The following is a 21,387-nucleotide window of genomic DNA, read 5'->3' on the forward strand; positions in this document are numbered from 1 at the left end:
TGCAGGCGTGATGTGATGAGGCTAAACTACATTTTTTTAGGGGGCTTCTTCCCGCAGATCCAACACGGAATCCACACTTCATCATTTTTCAGGAGGTTGTTATGAACTGGAGCGCAACGATCGAACAAACGCTGTTAACCACGAAAGCCAATATCGCCCGCTTTCAAGGTCAATTTCCGCATGTCAGCCACGGTGACGGCAAATATCAGCTGGTGAACCATACTGATTGGACGGAGGGCTTCTGGGCCGGCATTTTATGGTTGAGTTATGAATACGGTAAAGATCCGGATATCCATCAGGCAGCGGTCCAAAGCATCCGTTCTTTTCAGGAGAGACTGAAGCAGGAAAGCCACTTACAGCACCACGATATCGGCTTTCTGTATTCTTTATCCGCTATGGCAGGCTGGATTGTCGAGCAGAATGAGGATGCCCGGCAAACCGCCCTGCAGGCCGCTGACCTGCTCTTAAAACGATGGAGGCCGTCTGCGCAAATCATTCAGGCCTGGGGTCCGGAAGGGGACCCGGAAAACGGCGGGCGCATCATCATCGACTGCCTGATGAATCTTCCGCTTCTGTATTGGGCGTCCGGGCAGACCAGCGACCCTCACTATGCCGCGATCGCCCGAATTCATGCGGACAAGAGCCGGAGATTTCTCGTACGGGGAGACGGTTCATCGTATCACACGTTCTATTTCGATCCGCAAACGGGTGATTCGATCCGGGGTGGTACGCATCAAGGCTACAGCGACGGTTCCACCTGGTCCCGCGGGCAGGCTTGGGGCATTTACGGTTTTGCGCTTGCCTACCGCTACTTAAAGGAGCCGTATTTCTTGGACACGGCCAAGCAGCTGGCCCGGTATTTCATGGATCAGGTACCGGAGGATCTCGTGGCTTATTGGGATTTTGACGCCCCGCAGCAGGAAGGTGAACCGAGGGACAGCTCTTCTTCGGCCATTGCGGCATGCGGAATGTTGGAGCTGGCGGAGCATCTGGACGCTTCGGATCCTGAGCGGGCATCTTTTCAGAAGTTTGCGGAGCAGTCCGTCATCTCTATGGCCAACGGATACTTTACGGCAGGCAGCACGAAAGAAGAGGGGTTCCTGCGGCACGGTTCCTACTTTGTCAGAGGGGGGATTTCGCCGGACGATTTTGTCATTTGGGGCGATTATTTTTTCCTCGAGGCACTGATGCGTTTGGATAGCCGCTCGCGTGGCTATTGGTACGAAAGACCGCTCTAACCCAAAAAGGCGGCATCGAAGAAAATGTAAAGTTTAACGAGTATGATCAAAGGAGGCGGCCATCGTGCCGCCTTTTGCCTTAGTTACTCAAATTCTGCTGAACGACAAAAAGTCCCCCGAGAGGGACGACTGAACACAAGAAAAAGGGACACGTTAAAGAACGTATCCCTGCTCCCGGCTACCAAGCTCAAACCTATCGTATATCCTCAATTCTCCTCGAAAAGGTCCTTTATGCAGTCTCACCCTTTACCCTTCATACCGATCTGCCGCGCAACCCGTTCACCAAGCTCCGGAGAAGCTTCGTACAGGTAACTTAATACGATCCGCTGCGTTTCATGGGATATTCCATTCAGATCAGCCGCTAAGTTATCCACCAAATGCTCCTGCTGCGATGGTGAAATGGCGCGGTAAAACTCCCCGGCTTGGGTGAAATTATCCGGTTTGGATATGCCGGTCCGTTCGAGCTTGCCCTCCACGTATCTTCCGTTGCCGCTGGTCATCAGGGAAGCCGGAGACCAATCCTCCTGGTGGTTGATCGGGATGCTGCGAAAACTAGGGCCTAACCGCCTGCGCTGGGAATCCCAGTAAATGTTGGCGCGGCCCTGCAGCATTTTATCATCCGATAATTCGGCCCCCTCCAACAGGTTGGACGGGGAAAAAGCAATCTTCTCCACCTGCCCCATATAATTGTCCGTATTGCGGTTCAATACGAGGCGGCCGACCGGACGAAGAGGGTACTGCTGCTGGTCCCATACCTTGGTATCATCCAGCGGGTCGAACGGAAGATGTGACGCATCATCAGGATTCATCAGCTGCACATACAGCCCGTACTCCACAGTCTTGCCCGCGGCAATGGTATCGTACAGATCCTTGCCGGCAATATCCGGGTTCTCACCCGCCAGCCGGGCTGCTTCCTGCCGATCAATGTACTGCTCGCCGGCTAAAGGCATCCAGTGGTATTTTACATAGGTACGTACGCCCTTCGCATTTTTCCACACGTAAGTGTTCACGCTGTGACCCTTGATATGGCGGAAGCTCTTCACCGTGCCCACGTCCGAGTATAGCCAGACGAGGAAATGGGTGGATTCCGGCGCCCTGGCTACAAAGCTCCAGAATCGTTCGGGATCGATCAAATTGTTTTTCGGTGAGGGCAGAAAGGCTTGGATCGATTCCGGGAACCGGACGGCATCTCGAACTAAAAAGACGGGGATATGATTGCACAACAAATCAAAGACTCCCTGCTCGGTGTAAAACTTGGTAGAAAACCCGCGTACGTTGCGCGAAGTATCCGGTGTGCCTTTATTGCTGACCGCGAGGGAAAAGCGTACCGTGACGGGAACCTGCTGACCGGGCGTTTGCAAAAAGCTGAGCATCGTATAATCGCTCATGGAATGCACCGTCTCAAAGTAACCGAAAGCGCCAAAGCCTTTCACGTGGACGGGACGCTCAATGATTTTCGTATGTACAAAGGTTTCCAGTGTTTCATGTAAAATGTTATCCTGTTCCAGAACGGGTCCCCGTTCGCCAACCGTCTGCGAGTGCATAGCGGCCGGCAGATCTTCTGCCCATGGGAAGGACTGGTTTACGTTATGCGGCCTGTCGTCCCCCGCATATGGATCCGCTGGACTTGGTTGACGGTTCGCTGCATTGCCGGCCTGAGGGGTAGCGCCGTTGGGATGGGAATCTTTCATTCCTTGACCTCCATTTCCATGACTTCTCTCCTATATGGTTTATGCGGACTTCCAATGCAAATATGACCCAGCTGTATTAGGCATACACGCGCTGAACTGAAAACAGGAGAGACGATTGGGCCGATAAGGAGTGATCTATTCCCCGGTCGAAATAGGGTTGGTTATATGTTCATTTCGTCAATAGAACGGAGGGAATGCGATATTATGATTCGTGAAGCGGAATATTGCAGATCCTTGCATTGTCATAAGATTATGCTGCTCAGCCATGCCAAACGGGTCAGGGCCCATCATTTTTCGAACGGGAAGGGTATGACGGCTCTGTGAGCAAAGGATTCAAAAAATATTTGTAACCGTACATTTAGGAAAACCTGAAGATCAGCTCGAAATTCCTCTATAAGAGAAGTGTTCGCTATAATGGGGTAACAGGCATCAAGAAAGGAATGTAATTATGAAGAAATATATCATCATTGGTTCAGGCATCCTGGGAGCATCGACGGCCTATCAGCTGGCAAAAATGGGTGAAGAAGTCCTTCTTATCGACCGTAAGGACCCGGGACAGGCAACAGATGCTGCAGCAGGCATCATTTGTCCCTGGCTGTCACAGCGCCGCAATCAGGCCTGGTACCGGCTGGCCAAGGCAGGAGCGGCTTTTTATCCGGAGTTCATCAAGGAACTGGAAGAAGAAGGCGAGACCCAGACGGGCTATGCGAAGGTCGGTGCCCTCAGCGTTCACCAGGACCCGGACAAAATCCGAAAAATGGAGGAGCGGGCTTTGCAGCGCAAAGGGGATGCACCGGAAATCGGCAGCATTACCCGGCTTTCGGAAGAAGAAACCCATCAATCCTTTCCGCTGCTGGAGAGGGGCTATCAATCGGTTCGGATCAGCGGCGCTGCCCGTGTCGACGGCCGTGCCCTGCGCGACGCTTTGATTCGCTCTGCCCAAAGGCATGGGGCTATCGTGATTCACGGCGATGCAAAGCTTCGGGCGGATGGTAACCGGGTGACCGGGGTAACGGTCGGATCGGATGAATATGCAGCGGACCGTACGATCGTCTGCGCAGGTGCGTGGGCGGGACAGCTCCTGCAGCCGCTCGGTGTCCGCTTTAACGTGCGTTATCAAAAGGCGCAAATTATGCACCTGCAGCTTGGAAGCGGTGAAGATACCGGGACATGGCCAGTCGTCATGCCGCCTTCGGATCAATACTTGCTTGCTTTTGACGAGCAGAAGATCGTGATCGGGGCAACTCATGAAAATGATGTGGAAGGATACGACACCCGAATAACGGCAAGGGGCATGCAGGAGATTTTGAATAAAGGATTAACCTTGGCGCCCGGGTTGGCAGAAGGTACCTTTCAGGAAGTCAGGGTCGGCTTTCGCCCGTTTACCTCCGATTTTCTGCCGGTGATTGGTGCCGTTCCGGGTTGGAGTCATCTGTTTGCGGCGAACGGGCTCGGCGCATCCGGATTGACGGTGGGTCCATTTATCGGCTATCAGTTGGCTAAGCTGGCGAAAGGCATCGAGCTGGATATCGATATTAACGATTATGATATCCGGAAAGCCATTGATGAGCGTACATTAACCGAATCGTAACCCGAACGTAACCCTTCATGGATCACCATTCTACTACAATGGAAATGACATCTATACATAGAATTACGTCTGTAGCGGCGTATTAAAAGGAGAATGATCCATGAAGAAACGGTTGAAGGTGATGATTGCGGCATGTTCGGCATTTGTCATTCTGTCGGGCTCCGCGCTGGCGGTGTCGGCCGGACCGCGGATTTTTATCAATGGGGCGGAATTCGCCAACACTTTTCTGAAATTGAAAATCGAAAACGGAACCGCCATGGTCTCGCTGCGGGCAATTGTGGAGCAGCTGAAAGGCGAAGTGGAGTACAAAAGCGACGGCATTCATGTGTCTTTGCCCGAAGCGAGCAGGCTGGCTCAGCAAGTGAACGGCTTCATGAACGCCCTGCAGGCCGATACGCCGGAGGATGCCGCCAAGACCTGGATCCGCGGTGTCCAGAAGCGCAGCGGACCGATGCAGTACGCGGTGATGACTCCCGCGCTGCAGGCCAAAACCAAACGGCAGTTTGAGGACAATTTCTGGGTTACCGGAGGCTCCAGTCCTCATATGGGTGAGGTCAGCAGCATGACGACCAAGACATTGTCGGACGACAAAGTGCAAATCTCTTTCGATTACCCGCTGGTGACATCCGCAGGAGTGGAGGACACAGGCAAAGCTTCGCTCACGATTGAGAAGGGGTTTGGGCCTGCTGATGACCAGTGGGCGATCTCGTCCATTTGGCTGCAAGATCCCGGAGATACCGGGCTCATGATCGGCGTGGATTAAGGCTTAATCGAAAGCTCGTTTAACAGCGGGCTTTTCTTTTTTGTACTATAGCTTCCTGATTTCCTATGAACTACGATTGTTTTCCATTTTTCTGCATAAAACCCGGCTATTTTTCCCATCGTAAGAACATGTTTCATCAAGTCGGATTTTCAGCAGGAGGCAAAAGATGGCTCAGCAGCAGGATCGGGAAAATTGGCTGGCACTCATCAAAAAGGGAAACAAATCATCGGCGATCGCCATGCTCGGCAATGCGGTCATCGCAGCAGCCAAAGGGGTGGGGGCCGCTTTGAGCGGCAGCGGGGCGATGTTTGCTTCGGCCATGCACTCGCTGGCGGATTGTGTAAACCAAGGCTTTGTGTTTGCCGGAAGCGTGCTTGCGGAAAGAAAGCCCAACCGTAAATTTCCGACCGGCTTCGGACGCGTGATCAACATTTTCTGTATGGTCGCCGTCATTGTGGTGACGATTATGGCCTATGAAACGATTCGGGAAGGATGGCATTTGATTTATCATCCGGCCAAGGCGGGCGGAGCATTCTGGATTAACGTGGGCGCACTTATTCTGAACCTGGTGATCGATGGAGCGATTTTATTTAAGGTGATGAAGGAAATCGCCCGAGAAGCAAGGATCAAGGCCTCCGGAATCTCCCTCATCCCCATGGCCTTTAAGCACGTATCGCGCTCAGCACCTCCGACGCGGCTGGTCTTTTACGAGGATTTGGTTGCGGTCACCGGTGCGCTTCTGGCCCTTGTCGCTGTTGTTGTCACGACATTCACCGCATTTAAAGCACTAGACGGCCTCGTGACCGTCATCATCGGTGTGCTGATGGTCGCCGTTGCTTTCCGGGTAGGCTACGATAATATGGTCGGATTGATCGGTGTGGCCGCGCCCCGCGATGTGGCGGAGAAGGTGTCGTCCATCATTTTGTCCGATCAGGACGTCACCGACATCAACGGTCTGCGGATCATCCAGGAAGGCCGGTACTATCATGTGGACACGATGATCGAGCTTCGGAGCGGCCTGTCGCTTGCCGATGCCGATGATATTAAGTTCCGCGTTCAGGACCAGCTCAGCTCGGATCCGGATATATCGGATGTCGTATTGGGCATCATCGAAGACAATGGCGTGAAAAACTGGACGTCAGAGCATTTGAATGAGTTTTCGTAACAGATTGAATGATGACATTTGAAAAGTCCGCAGAGCGCGGGCTTTTTTTGTTTGGGCTGCACGATTTCGAGTAGACGGTTGAGGGCAAATGCCCTGCCGTTAGCTTACATGTCTAGATCATGCTATTTTCCTGACTTGATCATCAAGGTTTAACTCTAGGCAACCGTTTAGAATATGGGACAGAGCTGGTTGAACACAGGATAGTTGGCGTACCCGCTCTCAGAGAGTCAAAGTTGTAATCATCACGATTAGGAGCTGAGCATCGATGCAGTATACCAACCCCGTCATTCCCGGATTCCATCCGGATCCCAGCATCTGCCGGGTAGGTGACGATTATTATCTGGTCACAAGCACATTCGAGTATTTTCCGGGGGTTCCTATTTTTCACAGCAAAGATTTGGTGCATTGGCGGCAAATCGGGCATTGTCTGACGAACGAGCAGCAGCTGCCGCTGGCTGGTGCAGGCAGCTCAGGCGGCATCTACGCACCAACCCTTCGTTACCATAACGGCATGTTTTATATGACAACGACCAATGTGAGCGGGATCGGGAATTTTTATGTGACCAGTGTAGAGGCAGCCGGCCCATGGTCCGATCCCATACCGGTTGCACAGAGCGGGATCGATCCATCCTTGTTTTTCGATGAGGATGGCCGTGTGTATTTCCAGTCGACCCGAATGGGAGACGAGGGAGACGGGATTTATCAATGCGAGATCAATATAGATACCGGCGAGATGCTTACTGAGAGCCGCTTGATCTGGCAAGGAACCGGAGGGGCGCATCCCGAGGCGCCGCATCTCTACAAAATCGGGGATTATTATTACTTGATGATCGCCGAAGGCGGAACGGAGTTCGGACATATGGCGACGATCGCCAGAAGCACCGATCCCTACGGACCTTATGAGTCTTGCCCCCATAATCCGATTCTGTCGAACCGGAGCCTGAAGAGCACCATCCATGCAACAGGTCATGCCGATCTGGTACAAGCTCATGATGGAAGCTGGTGGGCGGTTTGTTTGGGAATCCGGCCTCCGTCCTATCCGATGCGCCACCATCTAGGCCGGGAAGTGATGCTTGCGCCGGTAACCTGGACGACGGACGGTTGGCCGGTCATCGGGGCAGACGGACACATCGAACCCGTAATGGACTCACCGAATTTGCCTACCGTCCGCTGGGACGACAAACCGGCAAGGGATGACTTTGACGGTTCAAAACTCAATCTGGAGTGGACCTTTTTGCGTAATCCCGTTCCCGAAAGTTGGTCTCTGCAGCGCCAGCCCGGACACCTGGAACTTCGCGGAAATCGGACGACGCTCTCGGATGCCGGCTCTCCGGCGTTCGTTGGCCGCCGACTGTGCCATTTTTCCTGCAATATATCGGCAGCGATGGTGTATGAACCGGCCGGTGACGGGGAAGAAGCTGGGTTAACCGTTTATATGAATGAAAAGTATCACTATGATCTTGCCGTAACTTCAAGGAATGGAGTCAAGAAGATACGGCTTCGGCGCACCGTTGGTTCATTAAGAGTGGAGGAAGAACATGCTTGTCCCGCAGGGCCGCTGGTTCTGAAGATCGAAGCACAGCCTGACAAATTCGTGTTTTATTACGGTCAGCCGGGAGCAGAACTTACGGAGGCCGGTTACGGAGAGACCCATTTGCTTTCCACGGAAGTCGCAGGGGGGTTCACCGGGGTATTCACTGCGATGTATGCAGTATCGGCCAATGAGGAGCCCACGCCTGCTTCATTCGATTGGTTCGAGTATGAGCCGGTTGGCTGACACTGGTACTCCTGCCGTTACTGCTGCACGCTTTTCCGGAATGCTTTAGGTGTCATGCCGTATGTTTTTCTGAACTGGCGCGTCAAATAATTGCTGTCGTTATAACCGCATTCGTATGAGATTTCGGTGATCGAAAGGTTGGTCTGTTTCAGCAGGATGCAGGCCCGTTCCAGGCGAAGCCGCTGAAGATACGCCATTGGCGACGTCTGGTAATACGCCCGGAAGATCCGGTTCAGATGCCGTACGGAAATCCGGGACTTATCCGCGATTTCTTCCAGGGTTACCTGTTCGAGGTAATGATCTTCGATATAGGAAACGGCATTTGCCAAATGCACCAGATTGCTCTCGGTGCCCTGATCCTGGTTCTCATACAGCCTGGACAAGTAAACGGCAAGCTCCATGAACCGTGACGCCAGCATCGTTTGATAGCCCTGGTGCCGATTACGGTATTCGTCAATCATATCGGAAATGACCGAGGCCACATGCTCGAGATTGGAGAGCGGAATATTGAGCTTACTTTCATACGGATGCAGATGACGATAAAGCGGTTCCAAAATAAAAAGCGCCTGAAATCCTTGCGACGCTCTTAAATCCGGGCCGGCATACTTCAGCATGTCGGGGTTGAACATGATGTTGCATATTTTAAAATCGTACGGATCTTTGTACGCATGCTGCGTGCCGCCATTAATGACAAACACGTTGCCTTTTTTGATAAAAGAAGCCTCGTTGTTGACGATATGCGTTGCATGTCCGTTCAGTACGATCACCAGCTCGCAAAAGTCGATGTGCTTATGCAGCTGCATGTCTTCGTCATGACCTCCATACTGGATAAAAAACGGAAACTGCTCGTCGGTCGTAAACCAGTTTAAATATACGTTGATGCTCAAAGTGGATCCCACCCGAAAAAGTATGGTTTGATGTCTATATCATCCTATAACCGCGACTTAAAAATCAAGGTTTACCAGCAGATTACGAATTACAATAGCTATTAGCCAACCGGAAACCGAAAGAGGAGGGATGTGTCAACAATAGATAGGATAATCCGAAAACGTTTTAATGAACGAACATACGGATAGATTAATGAGAGAGCTGATATCAACTTTTTAAACCGAAAATGGCAAACGCACTTTTCACAACAAAAAGGGGGAACGATGAACATGACAGGTACAGCTGGAAAAAAATTCGGGTTGCTTCTTCTTGCCGGTATGCTGCTTATCTCAGCAGGGTGCAGTTCAGGGGGTGGCAAGTCAGCCGATTCGGCTGCGTCTTCCGGCAGCACACAGGATTCCAAAGCGGACGACACGAGCCCGATCACCTTTTCGTTTTTTGGAGCGGACGCGAGCCCGAACTGGAACAAGATGCAGGATGAGGTTGGCCAAGAGATCACCAAAAAAACAGGGGTGACCCTGGATGCGGAGTACGCGGTATCGGGCGCAGGCGCGGATAAAATATCGCTAATGGCGGCGAGCGGTGACTTCCCGGATCTGATTTACGCCAAAGGGGATGTTGACAAGCTGGTGGAAGCCGGGGCTATGATCGACCTGACGGATTTGATCGACAAGTACGCACCCAATCTGAAAAAGGTATACGGCGAATACATGAACCGCCTGCCATACAGCAATGACGACAAATCCATCTATGTCGTACCGAGCAACGCAGCCGTTGATCAGCAAGACTTTGACGCCGGCAGCGGCTTTGAAATCCAAAATGCGGTGCTGAAGGAACTAGGGTATCCGAAAGTCAGAACCGTCAAGGATTTTGAAAACGTTCTCCAGCAGTATAAGGATAAGCATCCCACGATTGACGGCAAGCCGACCATTCCGTTAACTTTGGACGCCGATGACTGGAGAATCATGATCACGGTCACCAACCCCGCGGTGTATGCCACCGGCCTCAAAGACGACGGCGAATACTACATTAATCCGGACACCTTTGAAGCCCAGCTTCACTATAAGCGGCCGGAGGAAAAGGAATACTTCCGCTGGCTGAACCACATGTACAATGTGGGGCTGCTGGACAAAGAAACGTTTGTTCAAAAGAGCGATCAGTATAAGTCCAAAATTGCCAGCGGCCGCGTTCTGGGTCTGATTGATGCCAAATGGGGTTATTCGGATGCGGAGAATGCCCTGAAGACCAGCGGGAAAGCGGACCGCACCTACGCCCATTTTCCGGTGACCATGTCGGAAGAGTATAAGGATCATAACTTCCAGGATACCGGATTTATGTCCGGCTGGGGCGTTGGAATCACGACCGCGTGCAAAGATCCCGTACGGGCGATCAAGTTTCTCGACTTCCTTGCATCCGATGAAGGCCAGGTCCTGATCAACTGGGGGATTGAAGGTAAGCACTATAACGTAGTGGACGGCAAACGGGTTATTCCCCAAGACGTGCTGGACAAAAAAGTGAATGATAACGCCAGCTTTACGAAAACCACCGGTATCGGCCTGTATGGGAACCTGTCGGCTCATTACGGTGACGGCGTCAAGGATGCCACAGGAAATTATTATACGACGAATTTCCCGGAACAAATTATCGCCTCATACACCGAGCCGGAGAAGGAGACTTTGAAAGCTTACGGAGCAACCACCTGGAAAGACTTGTTCCCATCGAGCAAGGAATTTCCGGTCAAGCCATGGGGGGCTGCCTGGAATATTGCGGCACCGCAGGACGGCAATTATAACGTGATCTATCAAAAAACGCAGGATATTATCCGGAAACGAATTCCGGAAGCCGTTCTGGCAAAACCGGAGCAGTTCGACGCGGTTTTTGACGGCATGCTGAAAGAGCTTGACGATGCAGGCGCTGTAGAGATGGAAAAACAATATACGGAACTGGTCAAAGACAGAGTGGAACTGTGGAGCGGTAAATAAACGCGCACAATAAAATGCACAGCAGGAGAATTATTCTCCTGCTGTGCATTTTTTGTGTTTAACATCTGACATATCTGCGTTTAAAACCCAGCTGCTGTTTATCCACCGCTTTTTGAATGCTTTCCGAAGCATTTAGGATACTGCTTTTTTTATTATCCCGGTTCATTTCTACCGGACCGACTGCCTTTGCGGTCTCGACCGCTTTGTCATGGAGCGGCAGATAGGATACGGCGACAGTGTATATAAAATTGTTCATTGCCGATTTTGTGCGTTCAGGAGATTCATGAATGGTCTTTGTTACCGTCTCCAGCATGTCCGCGAGTCTGCTTTCATCAAACTGGGCGTCCGGCCGGCTGCCAAGAAGCCAGCAATAGCAGCTCCAGCCCGCCGACATCTTCAGCTCCTCGCCGCTTGCGATCCATTGATCAGCGACTTCCTGCGCAATATCGGTTTCCGCCAAGGTTACCGCCACCACGTAATCGGACAGCATATAAAAATAGGCCCCCTGAATCCAACGCTCAAAATCCGCCTTGGTCATCGCTTTCGGATCGGCTAGGATGCCGGCAAAGTACATGGCGTCATAGTTTCCCGAGGCGTACAGCTGCTCAGCCAACGCTTGATCGATTTTGATCTTCTTGGCGATAGGTTTCATGGCACCCGTCGCTACGCCAAAGAGCGGTTCGTGCGCTCCATTGGACATATACTGCTTTTTGAGCCGCTCTTTGCCGAGAGCTTCAAGCTCCTGCATGACCTGTTCAAGATCCATGCGATGACACCGCCTTATTTAAATTATTGCCGCATTTATTTTCCGCTTTTGCCGTTCCAAACAAACAGCGAACAGCACTCCACATGACTCGTCTGAGGAAACATGTCCACTGGCTGGGCCCACTGGAGCTCATAACCCCCGTCAATCAGCACCTTGCTATCCTTAGCCAACGTGGAAGGGTTGCAGGATACATACACGAAACGCTTGGGCTTTGTTTTCAGCACGGTATCCAGGAAGCGGCGGTCCAGGCCGGTCCGCGGCGGGTCGGCGACGATGACATCCGGGCGAAGGCCTCCTTTGACCCAACGGGGGAGCAGATCCTCCGCTTCGCCCACATGGAAGGTCGCATTATGACGGCCGTTGCGTTCGGCATTTCGCGCGGCATCCTCAACAGCCTCGGCAATCGTTTCGATGCCGCGAACTTCCTTGGCATGCGGGGCCAGCCAGAGCCCGATCGTGCCGGTGCCGCAGTAAGCGTCAATGACCGTCTCGCTGCCCGTGAGACCGGCTGCTGCCCGGACCGATTCGTACAGCTTCACGGTCTGCTGCGGATTCAGCTGAAAGAACGCGCGAGGGGACAAGGAGAATTCCAAATCGCTCAAGGATTCCTGCATCGAATCGGCCCCCCATAGCGTGATGGTGCGGTCGCCGAAGATCAGCGAGGTCCGTTTCGGATTGACGTTCAGGGCGATTCCTGCCAACCCGTCGATGGACAGCCTGAGCAGACGGACGAGATCGTCCTGACGCGGCAGGCTACTTCCTGCGGAAACTAAAGTTACCTGCAGCTGGCCGGATTGAAAACCGTGGCGAACCACGATCGTACGTACGCCGTCTTTATTTCCGTTTTCCTTGGCCAGCGGAATGCGCAGTTCCTCCAGTACCGACTTCACCTTCTCCACAGCCTCGTTCACCTTGGGATGCTGGATAGGGCAGCCGCTGATGTCCACGATGCTGTGGCTGTCCGCTTCATACAGTCCCGCAACGATCTCGCCATTCCGGCGTTCCACCTGCAGTTGAGCTTTGTTGCGATATCCCCAAGGGTGATCCATACCCAGAATCGGCTTCAGCTTGAGCTGATCGAGACCGGCATACCGGCTGAACGCTTCGCGGACAATGTCCGTTTTGGCCTGCAGCTGTCCTTCATATGAGATATGCTGAATCTGGCAGCCGCCGCATACGCCGAAAACCGGGCAGGGAGGTTCGATCCGGTGAGGAGACCGTTTTTCCACCTCTGTGAGCTGGGCTTTGATAAACTTAGGCTGCACTTCGGTCACCTCAGCTTTGACGACTTCGCCGGACAGCGCACCGTCGATAAAAACCGCCTTCCGCCGATAATAGCCTACGCCTTCACCGTTAATGCCCAAACGCTTGATGGTCACGACGATGCGGTCGCCGGTCCGAAGCTCATCGGCATGATCGCGGGCCGAGCTATGCGGCTGCTTCATCGGTTCATTTTTGCGAAAGCCTTTGCGCGCAGCTGCTTCCTTTCGATATGAATGAGTCCCTGCTTGGGACTGCCGTTTGTTATTGGGATGTTTTCGTTCACTCATGTTCGTTCTACACTCCATCGCTTGTTCTTCGTTTCACTATACCATGCGGCCTGGTATGAATGCCATGTTCTGGCGCGGGGTTCTGCATTTTTCGTGACATTTCCTGCTGGTCAGCGTTTAGATCCATAGAGGCATACGGAGGTGACCTTCTACATATGAAAAAGTTACACGTCGGCACGCAGGATAATATCGTTATCTAACCGGACAGGCTTTCTATGAATTCTATATGAAAACGCCTCTAATTATCCGGGTATCTCCTGAAACCGATATGGCTTAAAATACGCCTGAAGGAGATGATAACGATGCCAGCACAGACCGACTATCCATTTCAGAATACATCCTTACCTCTAGAAGAACGAGTGAGAGACCTGGTCTCCCGATTTACACTGGAAGAAAAAGTAGAGCTGATGGTTCAATATCAAGCTGCCGTCGAGCGGCTCGGTGTGAAAGCGTATAAACACGGAACGGAAGCAGCCCACGGCATGGCGTGGCTGGGAGAAGCGACCGGATTTCCGCAGCCGATCGGCCTTGGCTGTACATGGGACACGGAACTCATGAAACGAATCGGCAGCGTCATCGGTGACGAGGCCAGAGGGTTCTATCGCCGCAATCCCGAAGTGAACGGATTGACGCTGTGGGCTCCGACCGTCGATTTGGAACGTGACCCGCGCTGGGGCAGAACGGAAGAAGCCTACGGAGAAGATCCGATCCTGACCGGGAAACTGGCCTCCGCGCTCATTCAGGGCATTCAAGGCGATCATCCCGTATATTTGAAAGCGGTTGCCACTTTAAAGCACTTTATTGCGAATAATAACGAAGTTGGCCGGGGTGACGCTTCGGTCAGCATTGATCCGCGCAACATGCGGGAATATTATTTGAAAGCTTTTGAGATTCCGTTCAAGGAAGGCGGCGCCCAATCCATGATGACGGCTTACAATGCCATCAACGGTGTGCCTGCGAACCTGAGTCCGGACGTCAAAGCCATCGTCAAGGACGAATGGGGCATGGACGGCTTTGTCGTAAGCGATGCCTTTGACGTGACCGGTACCGTGCGGGATCACGGATACCTCGATACGTATAAAGAAGCCGTTGCCCGCTCCGTTAAAGAAGGCGGAATCGACAGCATTACGGACGATGCGGTCGTGATCAAGGAGGCGCTGCGTGAGGCATTGCGCGAGGGCCTGCTGGCCGAGAGTGATCTTGACGCTGCGCTGACGAATACTTTCCGCGTCCGCTTCCGGCTCGGCGAATTCGATCCTGAAGAGGGCAACCCGTATGCTGCAATCGACGAATCCGCAATTTTGCGGCCGGAGCATGCGGAGCTGTCCCGGGAAGCCGCCCGTAAGGCAATGGTGCTGCTGAAGAATGACCGCGGTCTTCTCCCGCTCAGTGCTGACAAGCTGAACAAAGTGGCCGTGATCGGGCCGCTCGCCGGGATTGTGTACCGGGATTGGTACAGCGGCTCGCTGCCTTATGCCGTTACGCCGCTTCAGGGCATCCAAGAGAAGCTTACCGGGGCAGGAACGAACGGCAAGACACTGTACACTGGGGGAACGGACCGGATTCGGCTCAAATCCAAAAAGACGGGGCGCTATGTACGAATTCAGGACGGAGTTGAGGCCGCGCTGGCTGCAACAACCGAAAACGCGTTAGAAGCGTCGGTGTTTGAAATGACGGACTGGGGATGGGGAAGCCACACCTTGATTGCCGAAGATACCGGCCGCTACCTGACAACCGACGACAAGATCGTGAAAGCATCTTCCGAACAAATTTGGGAGTGGTTCACCAAGGAAGTCTTCCTCATCCATCCTGCCGAGCATGAGCAGCGGTGCGTAACTTTCTCGACATGGAACGGTACACCGGTGACGGTGCACGCCGAAACAGGTCAGCTCCTCGTTGGTGACGGGCAAGCCGCGGAAACCGCAAACGAGATCAACGTTGCAGGTGCTGTGGAAGTATCCGGTGAGGGCGCCCCGATCGTGCACGCGGATTTGTTCGAACTGGAAATCGTCACAGACAAGCTTCAGACGGCCAAAGCAGCAGCTGCAGAAGCGGACATAGCGGTCGTATTCGTTGGCAATCATCCGCTGATTAACGGCAAGGAGACGATCGACCGTCCGGATATTACGCTTCCGGAATCCCAGGAGAAGCTGATTCAGGAGGTCTATGCAGCCAATCCGAACACGGTGGTTGTCGTCGTAGGCAGTTACCCGTATGCGCTGAACTGGGTGGACGCCCATGTACCGTCTGTGCTATACACTTCCCATGCCGGCCAAGAGCTTGGTCATGCGCTGGCGGACGTGCTGTTTGGCGACACGAACCCGGCGGGACGATTGAATATGACGTGGTATAAATCTGTCGACCAGCTGCCGGAATTTATGGACTACGATGTCATTAAGCACGGCAGAACGTATCAATACTTTGAGGGCGAGGCTCTGTATCCGTTTGGACATGGTTTATCCTACTCTACCTTCCGGTACGATGGTCTGCAGCTTGCCAAGGAAAAGCTTACCGCAGGCATGGATCAAGCGGTTCGTCTCACATGCACGGTAACCAACATCGGTGAAGCGGCAGGTGAGGAAGTGGTGCAGCTGTACGGCCGGGCAAATCAGTCCCGTGTCAAGCGTCCGCGCAAGCAGCTGCTTGGATTCCGCAGAGTGATGCTTCAACCGGGTGAGACGGCCGAAGTGTCCTTTGAAGTTCCGCTTGATCAGCTGGCGATTTGGGATGTCACCCGCGAGCGCTACTGCATCGAGAGCGGTACCTATATAATGATGGCCGGGCCTTCTTCGGGTAACCTGCCGCTGATAGCCGAGCTGGTTGTAGATGGGGAGACGATCCCGCCGCGTGACCTCACACGATCTACCAAGGCGATCAATTACGACGAATACGAAGGCGTCTTGATCGGGGAGTGTACGGAAGGCGGCAGCGCCATCGTCGTGAAGGATCAAGCAGGATGGATCGCTTTCCGGGACGCGAAGTTTGAGAGCGGTGCGGATACGCTGCGGATCCGGGCGGCCGGAGCGGGGGATGCCGTCGTAGAAGTGCGGCTGGATAGCCCGGAAGGACTGCCTGCGGGCCGGATCACTCTAACTTCAGGCGATCCGCAGACGTGGCAGGATTATTCCTGCAAGCTGAGCGGAATACACGGCAGTCAGAATGTGTATTTGGTCATAAAAGGACACGTGTCGATCAGCCATTTCCAGTTTTCTTGATGGCCGTCAATTCCCGATGTTAATGATTTCATCTATGTATGGACTTGAGTCCGAAAAAATTTCGATTCCATTGGAAATAAACCCGTCTTGTCTGAGACAGGTTTATTTCCTTTTTTGCGTCGATTCATTATCGTAGTGCTCAATATACTGGTCAATGTTTCCATGCTATAATCGAATCGCCTATCCGAAAGCCGAAAGTGCGACATGATTTGATCTGAAGAAGAGGGGACTCGCCGTGTTAGCGAACAAATCTGGGCCTTTTTACCGGCTGCAGTGGAAGTTGACTTTTTTTTATATCCTTACAACGATTGTCGTCATGATCCTGCTCGAGATGATTGCCGTATTGGGGTATTACGCTTTTGTGAATCTGAATACGAACAAAGTCTTTGCCATGCAAGTAGGGACGGTTGCCCAAAATGCTGTTTCAAGCTTCAGCGGGCCATATATCAACCAAAACAAACTGGATCAAGCCCTACAGGAGTGGCCAGCCGAATTCGGCGCTGAATTCCAAGGTTATTCGGCGGTGGTTGGCCCTGACGGCGAGTTGCTGGCCGTTTCCGGTGAGATTGGGCAAGAGAGCCAATCGCTGCCATTGCCTGATAAAGTCCGGCTGAATATCCAGTCTGCCTTTGCACTAGAGCCCACTGTGGCCAAAACAATGAGAACTTATACAGCTAAGGTCAAAGATACTGTATATATCGTGGCGCCAATTGCTAATCACGTTGAAGTCCGGGCGGTTCTAGTCGTCAAAGCGAGCCATATCCATCTGGCATCCCAAAGCATCAGCCAGTTTATCCCGAATGCGGCAAGTTTTTTCGGTATCAGTTTGTTGGGTTTTCTGACTGGCGCCACAATTGTCGGTATTGCATTCGGCATAGTAACATCTCGGAGTCTCGTCCGCCGGATCCACAAGTTTCTCACGTCGGCGAACCGCTGGAGCGTAGGCGATTTCTCCGTGTTTGTACAGGACCATGCCGGCGATGAGTTGGGACAGCTGGGTCACAGGCTAAATCATATGGCCGGACAGCTCAAACAGCTGATGCGGACGCAGCAGGATTTGGCGGCGATCGAGGAGCGCAATCGTCTGGCACGGGAGCTGCATGACAGCATTAAGCAGCAAATGTTTGCGGTCTCCATTTGGGTAAGTACCGGAAGATCCTTGATTGAACAGGATGGAGCAGCCGCCAAATCGCATTTGGCGGAAGCAGAAAAGTTGATTGGCCATATGCAGAGGGAGCTGAATGCGCTTATATTGGAACTGCGGCCGATTGCATTGGAGGGTAAAGATCTGCCCAGGGCGCTCTCGGAGTATGTAAGTGCCTGGCAGGAGCAGACCGGCATTACGGCAGCATTTGATTCCCTCGGCGATAATGAGGCGCTACCGGCCATCGAGGAAGCTTTCTATCGGATTGCCCAGGAAGCCTTGTCCAATGCCGCCCGTCACAGCGGTGCCGGGGAAGTGACGGTCCGTTTGGAGTGCAGCGATTCCATAACGCTAATGATTCGGGATAACGGACGCGGTTTTGATGAACTGCACATCCGTCCCGGCGTTGGGCTTTCATCCATGAAGGAGCGCATGGCGGCTCTGGGTGGAAAGCTTGACATATGGAGTGAACCAGGCAAAGGTACCTTGATAACAGCACAATGCGATTCTCGTGGTAATCAGAAGGAAATAAGCTGAGGTTTCGAAAAATAAAAGATTTCTTGAGTGGGAGTGAGCCGTAATGACAGAATCGGAACAGATCACCATTCTGATTGTCGATGATCACGCGATTGTAAGGCAAGGATTGCACGCATTATTTAAAATACAGCCGGACTGTCTGGTCGTTGGGGAGGCGGATTCAGGAGAACAAGCGATTCGGATGGCCGGGGAACTGGTACCCGATATCGTGCTGATGGACTTGGTCATGCCTGGCATCGGCGGTGTTGAAGCGACCCAGATGGTAAAGCAGGTCAGTCCAAGATCGCAGGTTATTGTGTTGACCTCATTTCACGATGATCAGCACATTTTTCCCGCACTTCGGGCTGGGGCGCTCTCTTATATACTGAAGGATATCGAACCTGGCCATTTGGTCGAAACGGTAAGACAATCCGTTCGTGGAGAATCGATGATGCATCCGCGGGTGGCCGCCCGTGTCGTTCAGGAAATTCGAGACTCACGGCGGGAAGATGCCAGCCCCTTTGCCGAGTTAAGCGATCGTGAGCTTGAGGTGCTGCGTCTGATCGCCGAAGGGCTGTCGAATGCCGAAATTGCCGAGAAGCTCATCATCAGCGAAAAAACAGTGAAGGGCCACGTCAGCAATATTTTGAGCAAACTCCATATGCTGGATCGGACCAAAGCAGCCGTGTTTGCCTGGCAGAAAGGGTTGATGCGGCCGAACTAGACCACTGAACGAACGTGCCGGTCCTGCCGTTAACGGATCTCCGGTCGGGTGTTGAAACGGTCCTCCGGAAGCGTTTCAAACCATGAACCCTCATGTATCATCATGAACGAAGCCGAAGATGGTAGACCTTCGCTTCTGCAAAAAATACATGATAAGGGTGAGTGCGATGACTGTGATTGTTCGACGGAAAAAGGGAATCGGGGGATTATTGAATCGATGGCCAGCTTGGATCGGAAGTGCAGCGATGATCTGGTCGCTGATCTACGGGGGACTTCAGCTTTACTGGCTGCTAGGGGGCAACGGATATCCTTTTAAGCAAGGAAGCATGGGGATATTTTCCGCCCTGATTACCTATATTCCCCAACTACCGGCCGGAGCGATTTTCGTGATGCTCTGCATTGCCGGCGTATTTGTCGGTGTTGTCATGCATGGCGAACCGACCCGGATTCTTCCGCGCTGGCTGATTCTAGGTTATGCTTGGGGATTCGCAATCGCGTTAATTTTGTTGATCCCGGATATCAGTTTGATCATGAGCATGGCTTACGCCTTTTTATTTAAATTCGCTTTCACTGAGCAAATGCTTTTTCAACTGTTCTGCATATTAGGCGCTTTCTTGTGGGCTTTTGCCGGATTGGGATATCGGCGTAAATCGCTTCGTGCCTGCATGCATTGCGGACGGTCGGAAGGCGGGAATCGCCGGCTGATGGATAGGCTGGGGCGCATCGCAACGGTCATTGCCGCTTTAGCCCCTGTTCCGTATGCGGTTTCCCGGTTTGCTTGGGCGCTTAACATTCCTTTAGGGGTCGACTCAAGCTTCGTACGGGACTTTCCTAGAATGAATCCGATGGCTTATGTTACGGAATGGGTGTTTGGATCATTATGTATTGGCGGCGGGCTGTTGACCCTTGGACTGATCAAGAAATGGGGAGAAGTGTTTCCGCGTTGGTTCCCATTTGTAGGGGGTAAAAGGGTGCCTATATCGCTGGCGGTCATTCCCTCACTGTTCGTAGCCGTTCCGGTCACTGCGGCTGGCGTCGTTTTTAGTTTTGCTTATTTGGGTATCCTCTTCAACTTCATCCCACTCGATGGTTTCCCGTTGAACGCCGTTCAAGGGGGCATTGGCCCGATGATATTATGGGTGCCTTGGGGAGTGGCGCTCGGCATAGCTGCCGTCACATACTATTACCGTCGCCGAGGTGCTTGCGGATATTGCAATCGGCCTTAGGAGGGGCGAACATGAACAAAGATCACATGAGCGATACTTTAACGACCCTGGACATGAATGCCTTTGAACGCTTTACCAAGCGATCGGTTTGGCCCGCATATGCAGGCTTCTGGTGGGCGCTGCTTTATGCCGTTTTAGTACGGTTTTATGAAGCGGCTGCCGGCATCATTGGCGGTTATGGACAGCTTTCCGATCCCAGAGCGTTTAGCATGGCCAGCTATGGAGCGGGTGTGTTGATCATGATCTGCGGCTTTATTCTGCTTGGACTTGTCAAGCCTTGGGGCCTCACGTTTCCCGTCTGGGTACCTCATTTCAGGCACAAAAGGATCCCGCGCCTGTTCATTCTGATTCCCACGCTTTTCAGCTCCGCCATGCTCATAGCTCATGGGACAACTGGGATCGTTACCAAGACGCTGTTTCTGATCGGGGCGATTCCCTTGGAGCTTCAAGGGTGGGCGGTTATTGACAAAGTACGGCTTGCTATATGGGACCTCTGCTTTTACGAGCCCTGGTTTCTGATCATGGGCATTTTAAGCGGACTGGCAGCCGCGTACTATGCGCATGCTTCCGGGGTCATGCTGCCAAGACTCCGGCAATGGGTGATTCGATTTGTTTTGGTCGTATCGCTTCTGACTTCACTACTCATTGCGTCGATTGTATTGGGAGTTTCCGATATTTTGAGTTTTTGATAACAAAAAGGAAAGTTGAGGGACCTCGATTCTATGATTCAACAGATAAATAATTTATGACATTAATAAAAAGTGGGAGTCCTCATGAACAGTAAGCAGCTTCCAGAACTTTGATGCATCACGCCCTCCGAATCTCAACTTGCAGCTTCAGCGCCCGGCATCGTGATACGATCGTCCTGTACTGTATCTCGACCCATCGGCGTGGATACGACAGCCCTTGAAGCCTATCAGCATGGATACCATCAAGGGTTTACCGAAAGCGCGATGACCGCATCTACGAAGGAAGAACATGATTATGTGTGCCATGCGATTTTACCTCGAATCGGAAAGGTGCGCACCAGCGAACAAATCATTAACATGATTAATTAAAATGGGTCTTCATGAAGACAGTAAGCCCCCATCTAACTGAGATCGGGGCTTACTGATCATGCGGCGCATTGTATGTTCCATTCATGGAAATGAG

General features: G+C 52.5%; 16 protein-coding genes. 12 read left to right on the plus strand and 4 right to left on the minus strand.

From position 1 onward, the window contains the following. Positions 1-101: 101 nt before the first annotated feature. Positions 102-1,238 carry a glycoside hydrolase family 88 protein gene (locus tag FHS19_RS07110; protein ID WP_183580613.1) on the plus strand — a complete coding sequence of 379 codons (1,137 nt, stop codon included), beginning with the start codon at positions 102-104 and terminating at the stop codon, positions 1,236-1,238. Between the two features lie 239 nt (positions 1,239-1,477). Here FHS19_RS07110 and FHS19_RS07115 read toward each other — a convergent pair whose 3' ends face one another. Further along, positions 1,478-2,782 carry a catalase gene (locus tag FHS19_RS07115; RefSeq protein WP_246426515.1) on the minus strand — a complete coding sequence of 435 codons (1,305 nt, stop codon included), beginning with the start codon at positions 2,780-2,782 and terminating at the stop codon, positions 1,478-1,480. A 595-nt stretch (positions 2,783-3,377) separates the two neighbouring features. Between FHS19_RS07115 and FHS19_RS07120 the strand changes: the two genes are divergently transcribed. From FHS19_RS07120 to FHS19_RS07135, 4 genes are all read left to right on the plus strand, one after another. Beyond that, complete coding sequence (locus FHS19_RS07120) at positions 3,378-4,520, plus strand: NAD(P)/FAD-dependent oxidoreductase (protein WP_183580619.1); 1,143 nt, start codon at positions 3,378-3,380, stop codon at positions 4,518-4,520. A 100-nt stretch (positions 4,521-4,620) separates the two neighbouring features. Beyond that, entirely contained in the window at positions 4,621-5,283 is a 663-nt protein-coding gene (locus tag FHS19_RS07125; RefSeq protein ID WP_183580622.1) for a hypothetical protein, read from the plus strand. Between the two features lie 166 nt (positions 5,284-5,449). Then, positions 5,450-6,448 (plus strand): cation diffusion facilitator family transporter, encoded by a 999-nt coding sequence (locus FHS19_RS07130; RefSeq protein WP_183580625.1) that lies wholly within the window; start codon positions 5,450-5,452, stop codon positions 6,446-6,448. 265 nt (positions 6,449-6,713) lie between these two features. Continuing rightward, positions 6,714-8,225, plus strand: coding sequence for a glycoside hydrolase family 43 protein (locus FHS19_RS07135; RefSeq protein ID WP_183580628.1), 1,512 nt, complete (start codon positions 6,714-6,716; stop codon positions 8,223-8,225). A gap of 17 nt (positions 8,226-8,242) precedes the next feature. Here FHS19_RS07135 and FHS19_RS07140 read toward each other — a convergent pair whose 3' ends face one another. Beyond that, positions 8,243-9,112 carry an AraC family transcriptional regulator gene (locus FHS19_RS07140; RefSeq protein WP_246426446.1) on the minus strand — a complete coding sequence of 290 codons (870 nt, stop codon included), beginning with the start codon at positions 9,110-9,112 and terminating at the stop codon, positions 8,243-8,245. A 270-nt stretch (positions 9,113-9,382) separates the two neighbouring features. On the opposite strand from FHS19_RS07140, the gene FHS19_RS07145 reads away from it, so the two are divergent. Next, positions 9,383-11,095 carry an ABC transporter substrate-binding protein gene (locus FHS19_RS07145; RefSeq protein ID WP_183580631.1) on the plus strand — a complete coding sequence of 571 codons (1,713 nt, stop codon included), beginning with the start codon at positions 9,383-9,385 and terminating at the stop codon, positions 11,093-11,095. 58 nt (positions 11,096-11,153) lie between these two features. On the opposite strand, the gene FHS19_RS07150 is transcribed toward FHS19_RS07145, so the two are convergent. After that, a complete protein-coding gene (locus FHS19_RS07150) occupies positions 11,154-11,861 on the minus strand; it encodes a DNA alkylation repair protein (RefSeq protein WP_183580634.1) in 708 nt (235 codons plus the stop codon). A 35-nt stretch (positions 11,862-11,896) separates the two neighbouring features. Next, complete coding sequence (rlmD, locus tag FHS19_RS07155; RefSeq protein ID WP_246426516.1) at positions 11,897-13,306, minus strand: 23S rRNA (uracil(1939)-C(5))-methyltransferase RlmD; 1,410 nt, start codon at positions 13,304-13,306, stop codon at positions 11,897-11,899. Positions 13,307-13,713: 407 nt separating this feature from the next. Here rlmD and FHS19_RS07160 point away from each other — a divergent pair, with 407 nt between their 5' ends. The 6 genes from FHS19_RS07160 (at position 13,714) to FHS19_RS35875 (ending at position 21,293) form a co-directional block, all read left to right on the plus strand. Continuing rightward, a complete protein-coding gene (locus FHS19_RS07160) occupies positions 13,714-16,626 on the plus strand; it encodes a glycoside hydrolase family 3 protein (protein ID WP_183580641.1) in 2,913 nt (970 codons plus the stop codon). Positions 16,627-16,861: 235 nt separating this feature from the next. Next, a complete protein-coding gene (locus FHS19_RS07165) occupies positions 16,862-18,307 on the plus strand; it encodes a sensor histidine kinase (protein WP_312887156.1) in 1,446 nt (481 codons plus the stop codon). 43 nt (positions 18,308-18,350) lie between these two features. Then, positions 18,351-19,010: a response regulator gene (locus FHS19_RS07170; protein WP_183580644.1), complete on the plus strand. Its 660-nt coding sequence runs from the start codon at positions 18,351-18,353 to the stop codon at positions 19,008-19,010. A 166-nt stretch (positions 19,011-19,176) separates the two neighbouring features. Further along, entirely contained in the window at positions 19,177-20,235 is a 1,059-nt protein-coding gene (locus FHS19_RS07175) for a hypothetical protein (protein WP_183580647.1), read from the plus strand. Between the two features lie 11 nt (positions 20,236-20,246). Next, on the plus strand, positions 20,247-20,924 hold the full coding sequence (locus tag FHS19_RS07180; protein WP_183580650.1) for a DUF3995 domain-containing protein: 678 nt from the start codon (positions 20,247-20,249) through the stop codon (positions 20,922-20,924). Positions 20,925-21,125: 201 nt separating this feature from the next. Beyond that, a complete protein-coding gene (locus FHS19_RS35875; protein WP_512699187.1) occupies positions 21,126-21,293 on the plus strand; it encodes a hypothetical protein in 168 nt (55 codons plus the stop codon). Positions 21,294-21,387 lie beyond the last annotated feature (94 nt).

Origin of the sequence: Paenibacillus rhizosphaerae (assembly GCF_014192015.1) — a bacterium.
Lineage (GTDB): Bacteria > Bacillota > Bacilli > Paenibacillales > Paenibacillaceae > Paenibacillus_AQ > Paenibacillus_AQ rhizosphaerae.

Bases quoted from the DNA above. Each gene is read 5' to 3' on its own strand.
- FHS19_RS07110 (WP_183580613.1), top strand. From the start codon at position 102: ATGAACTGGAGCGCAACGATCGAACAAACGCTGTTAACCACGAAAGCC.
- FHS19_RS07115 (WP_246426515.1), bottom strand. From the start codon at position 2,782: ATGCACTCGCAGACGGTTGGCGAACGGGGACCCGTTCTGGAACAGGAT.
- FHS19_RS07120 (WP_183580619.1), top strand. From the start codon at position 3,378: ATGAAGAAATATATCATCATTGGTTCAGGCATCCTGGGAGCATCGACG.
- FHS19_RS07125 (WP_183580622.1), top strand. From the start codon at position 4,621: ATGAAGAAACGGTTGAAGGTGATGATTGCGGCATGTTCGGCATTTGTC.
- FHS19_RS07130 (WP_183580625.1), top strand. From the start codon at position 5,450: ATGGCTCAGCAGCAGGATCGGGAAAATTGGCTGGCACTCATCAAAAAG.
- FHS19_RS07135 (WP_183580628.1), top strand. From the start codon at position 6,714: ATGCAGTATACCAACCCCGTCATTCCCGGATTCCATCCGGATCCCAGC.
- FHS19_RS07145 (WP_183580631.1), top strand. From the start codon at position 9,383: ATGACAGGTACAGCTGGAAAAAAATTCGGGTTGCTTCTTCTTGCCGGT.
- FHS19_RS07150 (WP_183580634.1), bottom strand. From the start codon at position 11,861: ATGGATCTTGAACAGGTCATGCAGGAGCTTGAAGCTCTCGGCAAAGAG.
- rlmD (WP_246426516.1), bottom strand. From the start codon at position 13,306: ATGAAGCAGCCGCATAGCTCGGCCCGCGATCATGCCGATGAGCTTCGG.
- FHS19_RS07160 (WP_183580641.1), top strand. From the start codon at position 13,714: ATGCCAGCACAGACCGACTATCCATTTCAGAATACATCCTTACCTCTA.
- FHS19_RS07170 (WP_183580644.1), top strand. From the start codon at position 18,351: ATGACAGAATCGGAACAGATCACCATTCTGATTGTCGATGATCACGCG.
- FHS19_RS07175 (WP_183580647.1), top strand. From the start codon at position 19,177: ATGACTGTGATTGTTCGACGGAAAAAGGGAATCGGGGGATTATTGAAT.
- FHS19_RS07180 (WP_183580650.1), top strand. From the start codon at position 20,247: ATGAACAAAGATCACATGAGCGATACTTTAACGACCCTGGACATGAAT.